Here is an 18,451-nt window from a genome sequence, read left to right on the forward strand (position 1 = left end):
CGCACTGGCGGGATTTTTTATATATCCGTTTAAATTTATTGTAAGCGTGCGAGTAAATCTGCTTTAGATAAATGAGATGACTCGGCATCGGTACGGCCTTTATATTCAAAAGTACCTGCATCTAAGCCTTTTTCACCAATCACAATACGATGTGGAATACCGGTTAGCTCAAGGTCAGAGAATTTAACCCCCGGACGTTCATTACGGTCATCGAGCAGCACATCAAAACCTTGCGCCTGTAACTCTGCATATAATGCTTCGGCAGCTTCTAAAGTGCGAGGCGATTTGTGTGCATTCATTGGTACAATGGCAATATCAAAAGGTGCGATGGCTTTTGGCCAAATAATGCCTTTTTCATCATAATTTTGTTCAATTGCAGAGGCGACTACACGCGTCACGCCAATGCCGTAACAACCCATAGTGACGGTAAATGGTTTGCCATCTTCACCTAAAACTTTACAACCTAACGCTTCAGAGTATTTTTGCCCAAGTTGGAAAATATGACCAACTTCAATACCGCGTTTAATTTGCAAAGTGCCTTTACCATCTGGAGACGGATCGCCTTCAACCACATTGCGTAGGTCAGCAATTTCATTAAACTGCGCATCGCGTTCCCAGTTCACGCCCGTTGCATGTTGATCAAGCTGATTCGCACCTGCAACAAAATCGGACAATACAGACGCGGCACGGTCAATAATGACAGTGATGCCTTTTTCGATTAAGCCTTGCGGGCCCGTGAATCCTGCAACTAAACCGTATTGTTGCAATTGTTGCTCGGTTGCAAAGGTCAGTGGCGCTGCAATTTGTGGATGTTTTTCTGCTTTAATTTCATTGAGTTCGTGGTCGCCACGTAAGAACAGCGCCACAACAGGAATTTGACCATCTTCTTTCGCCACACCTTGAACCAAAAGGGCTTTAACCGATTGGCTCGCATCGGTATTTAAGAAGGCGCATACCTCGGCAATGGTTTTGGTATTTGGAGTATCTACTACTGTTAAAGCTTGTGTTGCTGCGGCACGTTCGCCCACCAAAACGGCTTCGGCCATTTCTACATTGGCTGCGTAATCGGACTCGGTTGAAAATGCAATATCATCTTCACCGCTAGACGCCAATACATGAAATTCGTGTGAACCCGAACCACCAATTGAACCTGTATCGGCTTGAACAGGGCGGAAATCTAAGCCCAAACGCGAGAAAATACGGCAGTATGTGTCATACATGACATCATAAGTTTCTTGTAGTGAGGCTTGATTGACATGGAAAGAATACGCATCTTTCATGATAAATTCACGCGAACGCATTACGCCAAAACGTGGGCGAACTTCGTCACGGAATTTGGTTTGGATTTGATAAAAATTGATTGGAAGTTGTTTGTAGCTTTGTAATTCGTTACGCGCCAAATCAGTAATCACTTCTTCATGCGTTGGCCCAAGCACAAAAGGATTGTCATGGCGATCTTTAAAACGCAATAATTCAGGCCCGTATTGCACATAACGACCAGACTCTTCCCAAAGGCTTGCCGGTTGCGTTACTGGCATAAACACTTCTAAAGCGCCTGAACGATTCATTTCTTCACGAACAATCGCTTCGACTTTATTTAGCACACGTTTACCCATGGGCAACCAAGTATATAAACCTGAAGCCAATTTACGAACCATTCCTGCTCTTAGCATCAGTTGATGTGAAATAACCTCAGCATCATTTGGTGTTTCTCGTAACGTTGCAAATAAAAAGCGGCTCGCGCGCATGAAAATTGTCCTAAAGATAAAAAGTGCCGTCGAAGATTATACGATAAATTGTACTTACATTTTAAGCTATCTGCCGTCAGGATTAAATTTTCTACTCCAATCGAATTTTTGCTTTAAATTGAGGAGGAGCAAACAGCAAAAACAAAGTTATTTCTCCATTGTTTTTAATCGAGCAATCACATAATCGTATTCTTGAGTGGTTTCTCTATAACGTGCTTGCAAATTCAGCAGTATTTCTTTGCTTTTATTAATTTTTAAGGTGTTTTGTGCAGCGCAATTTTTAATCACGTTTGGCAGCGCCTGATTTTTTCGAATATATTCCTGTTCATTTCGTTTGCAAATAATTTGATCTTGATATTGCGTATTGAGTTGCGTCTGGGTCAGATTCATTTGTTTTTGCAAACTATTGAGACGATCTTGTTTTTTTGCCGTTGCAATTTGGCTGTTGGTATACGCTGCTTTTAATTGCTGGTCGGCTAAATTTTGTTTGGATTGTTTTTCGCGTTGCGATGCTTGTCGCGCTGTATTTTGCGGGCGGGCAGGTTTAATTTTCTGTAGGATGAGCATGTTTTTATCTAAAACATCATAACCACGTTGAATATGCGTGGGGGTTACGGATGTGCTGATATTTGCAATGCCATGTGCATCGTAATATCGATAGTAATGTTTATCTGTTTCAGCAGCAAAACACGACTGAAGCATCAATAAAATGGCTAAAAGAGCGAAGCCAAATGGGGCGAACATCACGCGCGATTGTTTTTTGCAAAAAAACATAACTACCTCTAAATCTAAAGCGTATTATCTTTATTTAACTTACTAAAGTCATTCAATATTTTGTTTTAGTCGAAGCCAATCAGTACAATTAAAATAATCTGTTGCGCATTGTATCGTGTAATGTCAAAAAAGTAATAAAAAGCTGCGTTGAAAAAGTGATAAAATAGATGTTTAATAACACGCAATAATCATCTATATAAATATTTCTACTTTATGGGGCAAAAGGGTATGCAAGAAGCACAACATAAAAATGTACGTGTAATGGTCATTGATGATTCAAAAACCATTCGCCGAACGGCTGAAACGCTACTACAACGCGAAGGTTACGAAGTCGTTGCTGCTGTAGATGGTTTTGAAGCCTTATCTAAGCTTGCAGAAACGAACCCTGATATTATTTTTGTCGATATTATGATGCCGCGTTTAGATGGATATCAAACCTGTGCATTGATTAAAAATTCTCAGCAATATCAGTCAATTCCTGTGGTGATGCTGTCAAGTAAAGATGGCTTATTTGACCAAGCCAAAGGCCGCATTGTCGGTTCTGATCAGTATTTAACAAAACCATTTAGTAAAGATGAATTGATTAATGCAATTCAACTACATGTTGCTTAACTTTAATTTGGGGAAAGAAAAGAAATGGCACAAATTTTAATTGTTGATGACTCACCCACAGAAACTTTTCGATTTAAAGAAATTCTAACCAAACATGGTTATGAGGTGATTGAAGCGGCCAATGGAGAAGATGGGGTTACACTGGCAGAAGCTGCGCTGCCCGATCTTATTTTAATGGACGTTGTGATGCCAGGGGTAAATGGTTTTCAGGCAACTCGTCAAATTACACGTGGCGAAAAGACCAAACATATTCCAATTATTATTGTAAGCACCAAAGATCAAGCAACAGATCGGGTGTGGGGAAAACGTCAAGGGGCGAAGGACTACTTAACCAAACCTGTAGATGAGCAAGCGTTGATTGATGTGATTCAACAGCATCTCAAGGCAGAATAGATATGGCTGCAAAGGGATTTATTGAATTACTTCGCTTAGCCAAAAGAGGCAATAAAACCTATGCATCGACAGAAACAGAAGTCACACGATGGTCGGGTATTGCCTTTGAAATGATGGGGCAATATTTTGTTGCGCCTTTAGGTGAAGTCTCTGAAGTCATTTATTATCCGCGTATGACTGCCATTCCAAATAGCCAAGCATGGCTAAAGGGGTTAGCAAACATTCGTGGGCGATTGCTGAGTGTGACTGATTTGCCCGAATTTTTTTCGGGAACAACACATCAAAATCCATCACAACAAAAAGTCTTGTGTATTAGTCATCAAGATCAGTATATGGGTTTGGCGGTCGATCAAGTACTCGGAATACAGCATTTTAATAAAAAGAGTTTTTTTGCAACGAATGAAGCTCTAGATCAGAAGCTACAAAAATATTGTCAAGGATATTTTCACCAGCATCAAAGACATTGGAATGTGTTTTTGGTGAGTCGGATGCTTAAAGATACTACTTATATGAATGCTGCAAGTTATTAATTAAAATTTCTAACGCAAGATAATTTGCGATTGGGGGAAAGCTGTGGGCTTTAAAATCTTTAATAGAAAAACGGATAATCAGGCTTCAGGTCCAAGCTTGATGAACAAAGCAAAGGACATTGTCAATAAGACAGCACAGGGGTTTGGGGATGCAGAAAAAGCACGACCATTAATTACTGCGGGGGCAGTATCGGCCGTTCTGTTCTTCTTATTCTTATTGTTCCTGTTCTATAGCGTACCACGAAATAAATCTTTAACAGAGAATTTGGGTGAGTTACGTTTATTGTCTCAAACGATTGCACGACAAGCGACTGAAGCAACCGCATCGGGATCGAAAGAGTCAATTGATAAACTCAAAGCATCGCAAAAACAATTCAACGAAAGCTTGGCATCCGTTAAAAGTCAGCATATTCATAATGCCGACTTACAATTGATTGAAAAGCAATGGCTTACTTCTTCAAAAAATATTGACACCATTACAACCAACGAAAAAATCTTGAACCAGTTGTACGATATTAACGTTGCAATTGGACAGGTCGTTCCGGGTATTCAGGCGCAATATAATGCCATGGTCGATGAAATGGCACATAAAAATGCGCCAAGCAGTCAGATCATTATTGCAAAAAACCAAGTATTTATTTCTGAAAAAATCTTACGTTCGATTGCCTCAATTTTGACCGTTTCAGATACTGCCAAAGAATCTGCGGATGACTTTAAAGAAGATACCGATACTTTTGGTCAATACTTAAATGCACAGTTAAATGGCGATGCGAAATTAGGGGTAATTCGTATTGATGATCCTGACTTGCGCGATCAGTTAGACGAAATGAAGACCGAGTATGAGCAAGTTATTCATGCTGGTGCAGTCACTTTATTTAATAATTCTCGTAAAGTTGAAGCCGTTCAGTTGGCCTCTAGTCAAATCTTCAATGAATCAGACTCGTTATTAACAAACTTAAATAAATTGTCTGCTTCTCCAATGCTAACGGTTTATTTGCCTGCATTGCTGTTAATTTTAAGTTTTATGATGTTCTTATTGTCTATGTACCGCTTGCTGATTTTACGTGGTCAAGCCGATACCTATCGTATGAACAGCCTACAAAATGAATATGACCGTAACCAGAATGCAATTTTACGTTTACTGGATGAAATTGCCGACTTGGGTGATGGTGATTTACGTAGTTATGCAACCGTATCTGAAGACTTTACTGGTGCAATTGCCGACTCGATTAACTTCGCCATTGACCAATTACGTGACTTGGTTTCTCGAATTAACGATACCTCACAAGAAGTTGCACGTTATACTCAAAGTACCCAGAACGTAACCAATCAGTTGGCAGAAGCATCTGAACATCAGGCACAAGAAATTGCCGGCGCATCTGCCGCAATTAACGAAATGGCTGTGTCGATTGACCAAGTATCTGAAAACGCATCGGAATCTGCTGATGTAGCAAAACGTTCGGTAAACATTGCCGCCAATGGTGCAGATGTTGTAAACCGTTCTATTGAAGGTATGGATACGATTCGTGAACAGATCCAAGAAACCTCAAAACGTATTAAACGTTTGGGTGAATCCTCTCAGGAAATTGGAAACATCGTTGCCTTGATTAATGATATTGCCGACCAAACTAACATTTTGGCATTAAACGCAGCTATTCAGGCATCTATGGCCGGTGAAGCGGGTCGTGGTTTTGCGGTCGTTGCCGATGAAGTACAGCGTCTAGCAGAACGTTCAACCTCTGCAACCAAACAGATTGAGAACTTGGTTAAAACGATTCAGGCCGATACCAACGAAGCCGTTATTTCAATGGAATCGACAACTACAGAGGTTGTACGTGGTGCGACACTAGCAAAAGATGCGGGAATTGCACTCGATGAAATTCAAAGCGTATCGAACACATTGGCAAAATTGATCGAAAACATTTCGAGTGCAGCACAACTGCAATCGGCATCTGCCAGTCATATTGCAAATACCATGAATGTCGTGCAAGAAATTACCTCGCAAACAACCACAGCATCGTTTGATACAGCTCACTCGGTTTCTGAGTTGGCTAACATGGCAGAGTCGTTACGTGAGTCTGTAACCGACTTTAAATTGCCAGAATAAGAGTGATTGCATTGTACCTGTGCTACTTTATTTCGATAAGGTATTGCTAATCAACCGCAGTGGCTGGGCGAAAAACAGTTTCGCTTTTTGAACCCAGCCTGCGCTCAACAAAACCAAGCTAAACAAAAGAAGTTTGAGCGATGACAGAAAGATTACAAGATTTAGCTGTAAAGGTGTCGTTACCGGAGGATACCTATTTACAGCAAGACGACGAAATTTTAGATATTTTTGTCGAAGAACTACAAGAAATTTTTGTTGAACTAAATCGCTTATTACCATTGTGGATGGTAGAGCGGGAAAATGAAAATTACTTGAAAGACATTCGTCGACATTTCCATACCTTAAAAGGGTCTGGGCGTATGGTGGGGGCCAATAGCGCAGGGGAATTGGCATGGCATGTTGAAGATTTATTAAATCGTACCATTGCAAAAACCGTTGAATTATCTTCAGTACTTCAGCAATTTGTGTGTGTATGTAAAAATATTTTTGAGTTTAAACTTTACCCAAGTTTTGAACAGCATGTTGCGCTAAATATTAATTTGCATCCATTGCTGCTGCTGTCGAAAAAGTTACAGCAACAACAAGACATTCATCCAAATTTTATCCGCTTAATGGATGAATTACTGCAATTAAATGGAAATCATGACACTTCGTTAGATTTACATCACGGCGCTCATGCGGCGACATTTGATCTTGACGATATGGTACAGTCTGAAAATGACAGTATTGTGATTTCTACGCAAGCGGCTGAGCAAATTTCTGCTGATCATCCAGCCACTTTAGACAGTGAATTGAGCACGGATACTCTAAGCATCTACTTAGAAGAAGGGCATGAGCATTTAGCTGCCATTAACTCCTTTTTACAGTTTTCTGAGCACACCGCCAAGCAGTCGGATGCATTAATTCGGGCATTGCATACCTTAAAAGGTAGCTCGGGTATGGCCCATATCGAGCCATTATTTTTAGCAAGTACCAATGTAGAACATGCACTGAAATTGCACTTGCAAGAAAATAAAAATTTAACTGACGCGGAAACGCATTTGTTATCAGATTTTTCAAGTTACGTCAGCGCGTACTTGGGTGGTTTAAAAGATGCCAATAGCGTTGTGCTTTCTGAATCAACAGATCAATTCGCTCAGGTTTGGCTCAATTATTCACTTGAACAAGGCGATGTGACGGCTGAAAAAATCAGCGGTACGGTCAGTGAAATTGTCGAGTTGCAAATTGACCATTTATTAGATGCCGAATACGATTTTGAACAACGAGTACGTGAGCACGATGTTGCTTATTTGCAGCAGTTATTCAATGAAGCAAATTTATTGTTTCAGCATACTCAGCAAGTTACAACGCGAACATTGCACACAGTGGCTGAAAAGTTAATGCTGGCGTATCAAGGCTTAATCGATCAACCGCAGTTAGCTAATGACAGTTATAGCTATGAACTGTTTGATTTAGCGCATCAGCAATTGATTGCATGTTTTGATACCTTAGCAACCGGGCAAACCATTCATTTATCTGAAAAAGATTTGGCGTTGTTCGATAAGTTAGTGGATTGGATTGATCCACAAAATGCTGTTGTGGCGGACGTGCTAGACACACCGGAAACAATACTGGTATCGCCAGAAGGACTAGTACAAGCTTGTCAAATTGCCATTGCTCAGGATTCGCAATTATTTGAACAGCAGGCATTGGCGTTAGAAGATGATGAAGTCATTGATATTTTTGTCGATGAAGCCGATGATCTGATTGCTGAATTAGAACAAGCATTTGCTGCGTACCAAAGCCATCCAAGTCAACGTGAATTATTGCAGCCTGTTATGCGCTGTTTGCATACCCTAAAAGGGGGGGCGAACATGATTGCTGCGCAAAATATTGCTGAAATGACCCATGTTTTAGAATCCATTTACGAGCATTTGATTCACCGACAGCAGCCGTTAACTGAAACTTTGTGTCAGGTTTTGGTGTTGGTACAGGACAATTTAAGCAGTCGTTTGGATTTAGTTCGTCATCAGCATAAAGATTATCCTGCGCGTAATCTTTTAGCGGTATTGGCTGAGATGACCTCAGTGTCTAGCGATGTTACGCATGCAGTTGACACGGTATCACCAGTTGATGTGCATGTGGAACAAAATGCGCAACTTGTGAATAACGTGCTAGTTGCCAATGAGATACTGGCAGATACAAACAATGAATATATTCAGCGCATTTTAGCCGATCAAAACTTCGCTCTGACCCAAAAAACACAGTTAGAAGATATTGAACTTGCTGCTATTTTTGTCGATGAAGCGGCTGATTTACTGGCACAAATAGACCAGACTTTTGCAGATTATCAAAATACGCAAAATGTCGATGCGTTAAAAAGTTTGATGCGCGCTTTGCATACCCTAAAAGGTGGTGCAAATATGCTGCAAGCGTACAATATCGGTCATATCACCCATGCTTTAGAATCTGTGTATGAAAAGGTCATTTATTCACAGTTATCTGTCACTCAATCACTGCTCGCGGCGCTTCAGTGCGTGCAAGATCAACTGTCAACGCGTCTTGAACTAATTCAAAATCAAGCGGTGGATTATCCTGCTACGGGAACACTGGCGGTCTTGGCTGAGCTACAAGCACAAGTACCAGATACCAAAGTTGAACCAGATACATCTGTTGATGCTGTAGAGCATGTCACAGCAAGCCCTGAACAAGTGCTAACGGTTGCGGCAGAACCTCAGCCAGATTCTGAGACGTCAATTGATCAGATTATCTATCAACAGTTTGTAGAAGAAGCGCAAGGTTTATTGGCGAAAATGCGCACGCAATTACGCCGTTGGTTTGACCATCGCACGGATCGTGGTTTGTTACTGCAGTTACAACGAGATGCACATACCATTAAAGGTGCAGCTCGAATGGCTGAGCAACAGCACATTGCCGATGTGGCTGGCAAGCTAGATAGTGTGTTTGAACAATTTGCCCTGCGTCAGTTTAGTTCCAATGTGTACGATGCATTATTGCTGAATGCATTGCAGTGGTTAGATCAGGCGGTTGCAACGGCTGAAACCGACACCTTTAGCCAGTTATTCGAGCAATTAAATACCATCGACTTTGTGGGAGTGAGCACTTTACTCGATTCAACCCTAGACGATCGCGCCACTTTAACCACATATGCTGTGGTTGAAGGGGATGGTACTGAACCGCCATCGATGCATGGCGAATGGCAAGATGAAGTTGCGCAAGACCAAACACCAGAAATGATTCGTGTTTCTGCGGGTCTGGTCGAAAAAATGATTGATTTGGCCGGCGAGAATGCCATTAACCGTTCGCGTATTGAAATGGATATGAGCCAATTCAGTACCACCTTAAATGAAATGGAACTGGCGATTCAGCGTTTATCTGATCAGTTGCGTCGAATGGAGGGGGAGCTTGAAAGCCAAATTATTGCCAAACATGGCGATGAGCAATCGCGCTATAAAGATTTTGACCCATTGGAGATGGACCAATATTCATCGTTAAACCAATTGTCTAAATCGTTGGCGGAATCTGCGTCGGATTTAATCGACTTTAAAGTTACACTTGCAGAAAAAGTGCGTGATACCGAAGGCTTGTTGCTACAGCAATCGCGTATTCAAGCAGAAATGCAAGATGATTTAATGCGTATTCGTTTGGTTCCATTTTCGCGGATTACCACCCGATTACAGCGTTTGGTTCGTCAAATTTCCTCAAGCTTGAATCGCCCTGTGCATTTTGAAATTAACAATCGTGATTTAGAGTTAGACCGAAGTATTCTTGAACGACTGGTCACGCCGCTAGAGCACATGTTGCGTAATGCAATTGACCACGGCATTGAAACGGCTGATTTACGTCTACACGCCAATAAATCTGAAACGGGTTTAATTAGCATTTCCGTTGCGCGTCAGGGTACAGACATTGTGATTGATATGCGTGATGATGGTCATGGTATTGATCCACGCCATATTGAAAAGAAAGCGCAACAATTAGGTTTACTGTCTGCACAGCATCAGCTAACCGATCAGGAAATATTGCAATATATTTTCCATTCAGGCTTAAGTACCGCACAAACCGTGACTCAAATTTCTGGGCGTGGCGTGGGCTTAGATATTGTGAAAAATGATATTAAAGCACTGGGCGGAAACATTACTATTCATTCACGTATTGGCGAGGGCACACATTTTAATATTCGTGTACCAACCACAGTATCGGTGAGTGATGCCTTAATGGTTAAAGTTGCCGACCAACAATACGCGATTCCTTTGGCACAAATTGAACGTATTGTTCGTGTGTCACCGGTGGCTTTAAATGAGTACTTTCATTCAGATGACGAGCATTTCGGCTTAGATGGTCAACGCTATAAACTTCGTTATGCGTCAGAATTTATTGGTCATTTCTCGGCACAACCGCGCTTTATGCAAAGCGGCTATTCTTTGCCGGTGTTATTGATTAAAGGCAATAACAACGAAACGGTTGCGTTATTGGTCGATCAGTTAATTGGTTCTCGTGCACAAATTGTGGTTAAGCCATTAGGTCAACAACTTTCAGGCATTGACGTCATTGGTGGAGCAACCATTTTAGGTGATGGTCAGGTTTGTCTCATTTTAGATACAACCAATCTTGCACGACGCATTCAAACGCAAAGTCGCCGTTCAGACAATGTGCGCACGGAAACCGCAAAAGTTCAGCGTGCACGTCAATGCATTATGATTGTGGACGATTCCGTGACAGTACGTAAAGTCACCACGCGACTCCTTGAACGACAAGGCTACGATGTGGTTACGGCAAAAGACGGTATGGATGCGATTGAACAGATTGAGCATATCAAACCTGATTTGATGCTACTGGATATCGAAATGCCGCGTATGGACGGCTTTGAAGTCACCAATATTTTACGTCACCATGTGGTATATCACGATTTACCAATCATCATGATTACCTCAAGAACCGGCGAGAAGCATCGTGAACGTGCATTTAGCCTAGGTGTTACGCAATATATGGGGAAACCGTTCCAAGAAACCGACTTACTTGCCAATATTGAACAAGTGCTCGCCAAGCAGGAGGTGTAAAACATGATTTTAGACAAAGTTGCACCACAGCACGTCGACCCTAAAGAACTACAACATTTGATTTCTGTATCGACTGGTTTTATCGATGCATATATTATCGAATGCCATGAGCATGATCCAATGCTAATTCCACAAAACATTGTTTTGTCTGCGCAAAATACGCGATTGCCAGCTAAAACAGTGGTTTGGCACGATGTAAGCTTAGCGGTATATGCGGTGAATAGTCCGACTTTAAAAGACGGCATTGCACTGATTATTGAAGGCGATGAAATTCAACAGCGCTTTGCTTTGGTGTGTGACCGCATGCCTGAAAGTGTGCGTTTACGTATTTCTGAAGTTGTCGATGATGATGTGCACATTGAAGCTGAAAACAACGTATTCCAATATGTTTATTCACAAGGCAAACGTTATTTCATTCCCAATTTAGATGCTATTCAAACGCAATTAGGACTTTGAGTAACAGATAAAAAAAGCCTTCATTCGTGAAGGCTTTTTTGTGTTTTAAATTTACTTATGATGCTAATAAATTGATTAAAATTTGTTCATAAATTTCAGCCAATGGTTCTAAATCTGCCACATTCACATGCTCATTAATTTGATGAATCGAGGCATTTAATACACCCAATTCAATTACTTGAGCACCCGTTGGTGCAATGAAACGACCATCAGATGTACCGCCGCTTGTAGACAGCTCAGTTTCAATTTGACAGACATCACGAATTGCTTTTTGAGTGGCATGCACTAGTTCACCCACAGGCGTTAGAAATGGTAAACCTGAAAGATTCCATTCAATAGAAAACACCAAGCCATGGCGTTCTAAAATTTCATTCACACGCGCTTTAAGCTGTTCTGCGGTCACTTCGGTACTAAAACGGAAGTTAAATGTAACCTCTAGCGTTCCGGGAATAATGTTGGTTGCACCTGTCCCCGAATGAATATTTGAAATTTGAAACGAGGTTGCTGGGAAATATTCATTGCCGTTATCCCAAATCACATTCGACAATTCCGCCAATGCCGGCGCAGCTTGATGAATGGGGTTATTTGCAAGATGCGGATAGGCAACATGGCCTTGTTTGCCTTGCACCGTTAAAACGGCATTCAGCGAACCACGACGACCATTTTTGACAATATCCCCTAAGCGGTGGGTACTCGATGGCTCGCCAACCAGACACCATTTAATTTTTTCTTGGCGTTGTTCAAGTGTTTCAATCACTTTAACGGTGCCGTTTTTTGCTGGGCCTTCTTCATCGGAGGTAATTAAATAAGCAATTGAGCCTTGATGATTGGGATATTTGGCAACAAAACGTTCTGTTGCAACAATCATTGCTGCCAATGCTGTTTTCATATCCGCACTGCCACGGCCATAAAGCTTACCATCACGAATTTCTGGGACAAATGGAGCAGTATCCCACGCATCTAAACTACCCGTTGGAACAACATCGGTATGACCTGCGAAACAAAATACGGGTTCTTGGGTGCCGCGACGCGCCCATAAATTATCTACATCTTCAAAACGCATTGGTTCAATGTTAAAACCAACTTTTTCAAGGCGCTCGGCCATAATGTTTTGGCAGTTATGATCAATGGGGGTGATTGAAGGTTGGCGCAGAAGCTCAAGGCTCAGTTCTAGCGTGTCGGAGGTATGCATAATAACCGTTTTAAAGCTGAAATTTTGCCTGTTATGATAGGTTAAGCTGCAATCGAATGAAATGCTCGGCATAAAAAAACCTTATCAGATGATAAGGTTTTTTTTAAAATCAGAGATTACATTTTTTGCTGTGTTTTTTCAGCTGTATTTGTCACTGCGTTACCCGCTTTAGACACATCTTGCCCCACACCTTTGACGGTATTACATCCAGCTAAAATGAAAGCGACTGCAATAGAGGTAAGTAATACTTTTTTCATCGTGTTCTCCGTGTTTAATTATTTGTTTAAAGTAAGTTCAGCATAAATAAGCGAGAGCGAAAATAGTATTAACTTTTAGCATATAAATGTAACAATATGTAGTTTGTTATTTGATCGTTTTTGCAAGGTAAATGGGACTAGGTTGACGAAACATATAAAAGAAATCGAGGCTTTGATTACAGTACAAATCATTGCGCCACCAAAGACTTGCGCTGCTGTGTGTTTTTGCATTCGGGCAAATCCATTCATGCCGCGACAAGTGATACATTGGAAATGTGGGAATATGATGCCCCCAACGGCCTAAACGCCGAGCACAATTGACCCAATGGGGTATGGCATAAGATGTTTCGATGGGCAAATACAATTGCCCTTTTAGAACCGCAAATTTTTGCTGAATGGTGTGCTCTAATGCGTGATCAAACTGGAATTGCTTTTGGGTAAAATGCTGCAATTTTTTATTCAGCGTATCATCTCTGTTTAAGCCGTACCATGCTTTGAGTTGATATTGCTGTTCTGCTAAATAAAATTTTAGTGCAACTTCCCAATGTTCAACTTGTTGGGTATCTGTGTTGAATAAGAGAAAATCTAATTCGCCTAAGGTTTTTGCGCCGTCAATTTTCTGCAAACTGTGCCGCAGGAGTTGATACGGATGGTATTGCTGATTAGGATTATCTTGCAACCAAAACCATAGTAAGGTTTCAAAACGAATGCCTAAACGGGTACTTTTAATTTGGGTAAAAAAGTGAATTAAAGCTTCTGGGTTTTTATCAAGTGCTTTTAAACGTGCAGAATAATTGACGTAGCAATTTTGCCAAAAGCTTGCATCGTGCAGATGAAACGCAAATTTTATCGGTAATTCTGCAGGAATTGAGGCAATAATATTTGGGCTGGCAATACAAAACGCCAATTGCCGAACGATAGGGGTGTTAAATTCCAGCCAAGGTTCAAATAAATCGACAGAATGGATCATTAAAAAATATGCTGACGCGTGTTGAATCTACTTATACTATATTCCTTCTCTGTTATCAGCTGATGTAATGAAAAATCTATTTTGGCGATTTCTGGTCGTTGTTTTTATTGTTTTGGGGATGATTGGTGCTGTATTGCCTGGCATGCCAACAACAGTATTTTTAATTCTGGCTGCATGGGCTGCGTCCAAAGGCTGGCCAGAAATGGATGCATGGTTATTAAATCATCCTAAATATGGCCCGACCTTAAAAAATTGGCGCGAACATGGCACCGTGCCAAGAAAAGTTAAATGGATTGCCAGTAGCATGATGTTGGTCAGTGGCATAGTGATGTTATTTACCAATGCGCCGTTTTGGGTCAAGGTTTTTACAGATGTCACCATGTTGATTGTTGCCATATGGCTGTGGTGCCGCCCTGAACCTGCCAACGAATATGAATCGGAGCTCAAGTAATGCAATATTGTCTTCAAGACGCAGATATTCTGATTGATCTTGCACAACAACGTTTATATTTACCCAAATTAAAGAAACAATATGTCATTTCAACGGGCAAAAACGGCATTGGTGAACAAGAAAACAGTGGCAAAACGCCCAGAGGTTGGCACTGCATTGCAGAGAAAATAGGACAAGGTTTAGCAAAAAATACCGTTTTTATAGCCAGACAAGCCACAGGTGAGATTTACAGTGCAGAATATGCACAGTTGCATCCCAACCGAGATTGGATTTTGTCGCGAATTTTGTGGTTACAAGGCTTAGAGTCTGGATTTAATACAGGCGAGGGCTGCGATACCTTTAAACGTTACATATATATTCATGGCACACCCGAGACCGAACCCATGGGCGTTGCTGCTTCACATGGATGTATCCGTATGCGTAATGACGATGTCATGGAATTATTTGAATTAATTCCAGAACAAGCGCTTATTTATTTGTCTGAACAGATGTTTACTCCAGAATAGACGCGTTAAAAATATACAATTTGAGTGGGATGTTAACTAAAATATTGAAAATGACTTATTTTTTAATCATTCAAACATAAAAAAGCATAAACTAGATGAAAAGCGTTTGACAGTGAATGAGGATTCTCTATAATGCACCTCACAAACGAAGAAGACGTTATGAAGGGCGCTTAGCTCAGTTGGTAGAGCGTCTGCCTTACAAGCAGAATGTCGGCGGTTCGATCCCGTCAGCGCCCACCAAGCCCTTTGTTTTAAATTAAGATGCAGCGGTAGTTCAGTTGGTTAGAATATCGGCCTGTCACGCCGAGGGTCGCGGGTTCGAGTCCCGTCCGCTGCGCCATTTTAAATTTAAACGTTTGTAGGTATATCTGTAAGTGCAGCGGTAGTTCAGTTGGTTAGAATATCGGCCTGTCACGCCGAGGGTCGCGGGTTCGAGTCCCGTCCGCTGCGCCATTTATCAGATATATATGTAATACCCTTGAAAAGGGCGCTTAGCTCAGTTGGTAGAGCGTCTGCCTTACAAGCAGAATGTCGGCGGTTCGATCCCGTCAGCGCCCACCAAATTTTGTTTAGATGCTTTAAGCTTTTAAACACTGCCGTGCAGCGGTAGTTCAGTTGGTTAGAATATCGGCCTGTCACGCCGAGGGTCGCGGGTTCGAGTCCCGTCCGCTGCGCCATTTTCTTAATTCCCTAAATTAAGAAAATGTTCTAAGATCAGTTATCTTAGAAAAACTTAAACTAAGCAATTAGTTATAGTGACTTAGGGCGCTTAGCTCAGTTGGTAGAGCGTCTGCCTTACAAGCAGAATGTCGGCGGTTCGATCCCGTCAGCGCCCACCATATATTTTATTTAAAAGTTTAAGCTTTTAAATACGACCTTGCAGCGGTAGTTCAGTTGGTTAGAATATCGGCCTGTCACGCCGAGGGTCGCGGGTTCGAGTCCCGTCCGCTGCGCCATTATCTTAATTCCCTGATGAAGATAATGTTTTCAAGATGATCATCTTGAAGTCTGTTAAAAATTGGTTTTCGTCAATTTTTATCTCTCAGGGCGCTTAGCTCAGTTGGTAGAGCGTCTGCCTTACAAGCAGAATGTCGGCGGTTCGATCCCGTCAGCGCCCACCATATATTCTAAAATATTACTTTTAAATAAAAATCATAATTTCATTAATTGCGTTAAATCTCGATTATATTTTCTCTTGCATAAGATTTCTAATTAAAACTTTTATTGCTGATAGTTAATTTTCAGAATAATTATCTCGAATTTTATGGTAATTTTGATTATAAAAATATCTTTGATTATTTTTTATATTTAAGAATAATCATCGTGCTTGTAATTTAATGAGAAAATAAGATGTTTATAAAATTTATTCACGAACAACATGAGTTATTTTTAGGTTTAGATGAAGAAGAATTAGCCTTATGGAATTGGAATAGATTGAAAACACTATATGCTAATTTAGCAGAAAAGTTTTTTAATAATAATGAAAAAAAAGGTGTCGAATTTTTAGTAGCAGCCCAAACCAAAGTCAAAAGATATTTGGATAGTGTCGAAGATTATACAGAGTATAATATATGGCGTTTAGCTTATGGTGAGCTTTGTTTTATTTTAAACGACAATAAACTTGATGATGCTCCTTGGACGCGTAGTATCTTAGAGGAAAGGTTATGGCCTCCGTTTCGTAGAATTGATATTTTAGTTGGAGTTGTTGAAAGTAGTCTAAAAAGTCCAAGCAGTCAAAAATTTTATCAATCTTTGGGAGCATCTACGGTTAACGAAATAATGTTGTCTGACTTGAGATTGGATGCTGTAAATAGCTTGCTTAGAGGAGTTGTTCAACCGTTATGTGATAACAGGAATATAACTACTCTTCCCAAAATAGACGATGTTGATGATATAGATAATCTAACTTCGGAACAAAATAGATATATTGAGATTGCGGAAAAAGATATTGAAGCTGAATATTCATCTATATCTGAACAAGAAAAACAAGCCGCTTTGGCTGCTATTAAAGCAAAAATTAAGGCTTTAGAAGAGAAGTTGAAGCATTAAAAGTAATATCCTCAAAACTCAATGTGTTTTATATGCAGATAAAAAGTATGGATTAATCAACGCTATTCTTGGTTCCTATATGCTATGGTGAGTTAAAGATACACTGACAAATGTAGGCGCTGAAAGATTGATTTAGATGTTTCTCATAATGAAATTTTAAAGTGCTCAATATGAATAAAGCAGAACAAATAGTTAATTTTTATAAAGATCATCCTAAATTTCCTTTTTTTAATTGGTATACGGATTATGATGAATATTGTGCAATGTATTTATGTATCACGAATATTCTAAAGTCTTATATTAGTGAAAAAAATTATAGTAAATGGGAGATTGCGTGTGGCTATGTTGACTTTAGAAGAGATAGCGACTCTGGTATTGTGAGTTTTCCTTTATCTTGCTTAAATACTGAATTGGAATGTGTTCTTTTCTTAAGTATTCCGACTATACAAGACATACAAGATTATAATAATTTTGATTTTTATGTGAATGTTGGTCAAGATGATCGTTGGGGAGGTCGTTGGGAATATAATGCACCACGAGAAGAATGGTTTACTGAAGTTGTTATTACATTTTTTCTAGAGTCTAAAGAATCATTAAGAAAATTAGATATTTTATTAACTACAGTTATTGAAAATAAGCAGAGTTTTGAAGTAATTAAAGCACTTCAAAAAAGCTTGAATTAATTTTCAAAAATAATACAAGCGTATTTTTTAGATAATCTTTTATTGGTAAAGATTATGAATTAAGAGTTTGTTCTATTAAAAAATGATTGTCGATTCATTTTTTATTCGATTTATCTGTATCAGACAGTTTTCCTTTGGAAAAAATATGATAGATCAATGGCATCAGCATCAATACAAAAAACGCGCATAAAATCACCACCCAAAATGGCAGTTCTTGCGGATCACCTAAGAAAAAATATTCAAATAAGACGTAGAGTAGCATGGCAAACATACTCATACTGCCCAGTGGAATCACCATTCGATGAATCAAAAATTGGGCAAACTGAATATAGCTAAAAATATAAAGTTTGCTACACTATAAAAAACCTACTAGCTACTGTTATGCCTAAGCCATATTCCAATGATCTTCGCCACAAAGCTCTGGACTATTACAAACAATGCCAGAATAAATCTAAAACTTGTACCATTTTTAAGATCGCAAGAACCACTCTAGATCTATGGATCAAACTTGAAAAGCATCAGGGCAATGCAAATAGACCTCATCCAGACAAAGCAGGTCGACCCTATAAAATTAAAGACTTACAAGCGTTCAAAAGCTTTGTTGAAACAACAGCATTTTCACAGGCTAAAGATCTAGTGCCATTATTTGAACAAACATTTGGT

The 18,451-nt window shown here is 40.1% G+C and carries 16 protein-coding genes, 8 tRNA genes and 2 pseudogenes; 20 read left to right on the forward strand and 6 right to left on the reverse strand.

What is annotated here, in order from left to right:
• Positions 1 to 35: 35 nt before the first annotated feature.
• Together I2F62_RS10995 and I2F62_RS11000 are read right to left on the reverse strand one after the other, a co-directional pair.
• Complete coding sequence (locus tag I2F62_RS10995; protein ID WP_324627057.1) at positions 36 to 1,748, reverse strand: proline--tRNA ligase; 1,713 nt, start codon at positions 1,746 to 1,748, stop codon at positions 36 to 38.
• A gap of 147 nt (positions 1,749 to 1,895) precedes the next feature.
• On the reverse strand, positions 1,896 to 2,522 hold the full coding sequence (locus I2F62_RS11000; protein WP_324627058.1) for a hypothetical protein: 627 nt from the start codon (positions 2,520 to 2,522) through the stop codon (positions 1,896 to 1,898).
• Between the two features lie 228 nt (positions 2,523 to 2,750).
• Between I2F62_RS11000 and pilG the strand changes: the two genes are divergently transcribed.
• The 7 genes and pseudogenes from pilG (at position 2,751) to I2F62_RS11030 (ending at position 11,680) form a co-directional block, all read left to right on the forward strand.
• The gene (gene pilG, locus I2F62_RS11005; protein ID WP_324627059.1) at positions 2,751 to 3,134 is read left to right on the forward strand and encodes a twitching motility response regulator PilG; all 384 of its coding nucleotides are present in this window, start codon (positions 2,751 to 2,753) and stop codon (positions 3,132 to 3,134) included.
• A 24-nt stretch (positions 3,135 to 3,158) separates the two neighbouring features.
• On the forward strand, positions 3,159 to 3,527 hold the full coding sequence (locus I2F62_RS11010) for a response regulator (protein WP_324627060.1): 369 nt from the start codon (positions 3,159 to 3,161) through the stop codon (positions 3,525 to 3,527).
• 2 nt (positions 3,528 to 3,529) lie between these two features.
• The gene (locus tag I2F62_RS11015; protein ID WP_324627061.1) at positions 3,530 to 4,057 is read left to right on the forward strand and encodes a chemotaxis protein CheW; all 528 of its coding nucleotides are present in this window, start codon (positions 3,530 to 3,532) and stop codon (positions 4,055 to 4,057) included.
• Positions 4,058 to 4,100: 43 nt separating this feature from the next.
• On the forward strand, positions 4,101 to 6,164 hold the full coding sequence (locus I2F62_RS11020; RefSeq protein ID WP_420713759.1) for a methyl-accepting chemotaxis protein: 2,064 nt from the start codon (positions 4,101 to 4,103) through the stop codon (positions 6,162 to 6,164).
• A 140-nt stretch (positions 6,165 to 6,304) separates the two neighbouring features.
• A pseudogene (locus tag I2F62_RS13215) lies at positions 6,305 to 9,103 on the forward strand (Hpt domain-containing protein); the annotation flags it as partial.
• Between the two features lie 858 nt (positions 9,104 to 9,961).
• Positions 9,962 to 11,224 (forward strand): annotated as a pseudogene (locus tag I2F62_RS13220) (hybrid sensor histidine kinase/response regulator); the annotation flags it as partial.
• A 3-nt stretch (positions 11,225 to 11,227) separates the two neighbouring features.
• Complete coding sequence (locus I2F62_RS11030; protein WP_324627064.1) at positions 11,228 to 11,680, forward strand: hypothetical protein; 453 nt, start codon at positions 11,228 to 11,230, stop codon at positions 11,678 to 11,680.
• Positions 11,681 to 11,735: 55 nt separating this feature from the next.
• On the opposite strand, the gene dapE is transcribed toward I2F62_RS11030, so the two are convergent.
• The 3 genes from dapE to I2F62_RS11045 all read right to left on the reverse strand — a co-directional run bounded on the left by dapE (position 11,736) and on the right by I2F62_RS11045 (position 14,099).
• Complete coding sequence (gene dapE, locus I2F62_RS11035) at positions 11,736 to 12,872, reverse strand: succinyl-diaminopimelate desuccinylase (protein WP_324627073.1); 1,137 nt, start codon at positions 12,870 to 12,872, stop codon at positions 11,736 to 11,738.
• Between the two features lie 116 nt (positions 12,873 to 12,988).
• Positions 12,989 to 13,129 (reverse strand): entericidin A/B family lipoprotein, encoded by a 141-nt coding sequence (locus I2F62_RS11040; protein WP_324627065.1) that lies wholly within the window; start codon positions 13,127 to 13,129, stop codon positions 12,989 to 12,991.
• 106 nt (positions 13,130 to 13,235) lie between these two features.
• Complete coding sequence (locus tag I2F62_RS11045; protein WP_324627066.1) at positions 13,236 to 14,099, reverse strand: DUF1853 family protein; 864 nt, start codon at positions 14,097 to 14,099, stop codon at positions 13,236 to 13,238.
• A gap of 67 nt (positions 14,100 to 14,166) precedes the next feature.
• On the opposite strand from I2F62_RS11045, the gene I2F62_RS11050 reads away from it, so the two are divergent.
• The 12 genes from I2F62_RS11050 (at position 14,167) to I2F62_RS11105 (ending at position 17,788) form a co-directional block, all read left to right on the forward strand.
• Positions 14,167 to 14,550: a YbaN family protein gene (locus I2F62_RS11050; protein WP_324627067.1), complete on the forward strand. Its 384-nt coding sequence runs from the start codon at positions 14,167 to 14,169 to the stop codon at positions 14,548 to 14,550.
• Complete coding sequence (gene elsL, locus I2F62_RS11055) at positions 14,550 to 15,056, forward strand: cell wall-recycling L,D-carboxypeptidase ElsL (protein ID WP_324627068.1); 507 nt, start codon at positions 14,550 to 14,552, stop codon at positions 15,054 to 15,056. Before I2F62_RS11050 ends, elsL begins: the two co-directional genes overlap by 1 nt.
• A gap of 164 nt (positions 15,057 to 15,220) precedes the next feature.
• Positions 15,221 to 15,296, forward strand: a tRNA-Val gene (locus tag I2F62_RS11060).
• A gap of 23 nt (positions 15,297 to 15,319) precedes the next feature.
• Positions 15,320 to 15,396: transfer RNA gene (locus tag I2F62_RS11065), tRNA-Asp, on the forward strand.
• Between the two features lie 36 nt (positions 15,397 to 15,432).
• A tRNA-Asp gene (locus I2F62_RS11070) sits at positions 15,433 to 15,509 on the forward strand.
• A gap of 32 nt (positions 15,510 to 15,541) precedes the next feature.
• Positions 15,542 to 15,617 (forward strand) — tRNA-Val (locus I2F62_RS11075).
• 39 nt (positions 15,618 to 15,656) lie between these two features.
• Positions 15,657 to 15,733, forward strand: a tRNA-Asp gene (locus I2F62_RS11080).
• An 86-nt stretch (positions 15,734 to 15,819) separates the two neighbouring features.
• Positions 15,820 to 15,895 (forward strand) — tRNA-Val (locus I2F62_RS11085).
• Between the two features lie 40 nt (positions 15,896 to 15,935).
• Positions 15,936 to 16,012, forward strand: a tRNA-Asp gene (locus I2F62_RS11090).
• Positions 16,013 to 16,101: 89 nt separating this feature from the next.
• A tRNA-Val gene (locus tag I2F62_RS11095) sits at positions 16,102 to 16,177 on the forward strand.
• 229 nt (positions 16,178 to 16,406) lie between these two features.
• Entirely contained in the window at positions 16,407 to 17,105 is a 699-nt protein-coding gene (locus I2F62_RS11100; protein ID WP_324627069.1) for a hypothetical protein, read from the forward strand.
• A 170-nt stretch (positions 17,106 to 17,275) separates the two neighbouring features.
• On the forward strand, positions 17,276 to 17,788 hold the full coding sequence (locus I2F62_RS11105; RefSeq protein ID WP_324627070.1) for a hypothetical protein: 513 nt from the start codon (positions 17,276 to 17,278) through the stop codon (positions 17,786 to 17,788).
• A 94-nt stretch (positions 17,789 to 17,882) separates the two neighbouring features.
• Here I2F62_RS11105 and I2F62_RS11110 read toward each other — a convergent pair whose 3' ends face one another.
• On the reverse strand, positions 17,883 to 18,086 hold the full coding sequence (locus I2F62_RS11110; protein ID WP_324627071.1) for a hypothetical protein: 204 nt from the start codon (positions 18,084 to 18,086) through the stop codon (positions 17,883 to 17,885).
• A gap of 83 nt (positions 18,087 to 18,169) precedes the next feature.
• Here I2F62_RS11110 and I2F62_RS11115 point away from each other — a divergent pair.
• Positions 18,170 to 18,451: helix-turn-helix domain-containing protein (locus tag I2F62_RS11115; protein ID WP_324627072.1), on the forward strand; the 282-nt coding region annotated here is incomplete at its 3' end.

Source organism: Acinetobacter sp. MD2(2019) (assembly GCF_035615615.1).
Classification (GTDB): Bacteria; Pseudomonadota; Gammaproteobacteria; order Pseudomonadales; family Moraxellaceae; genus Acinetobacter.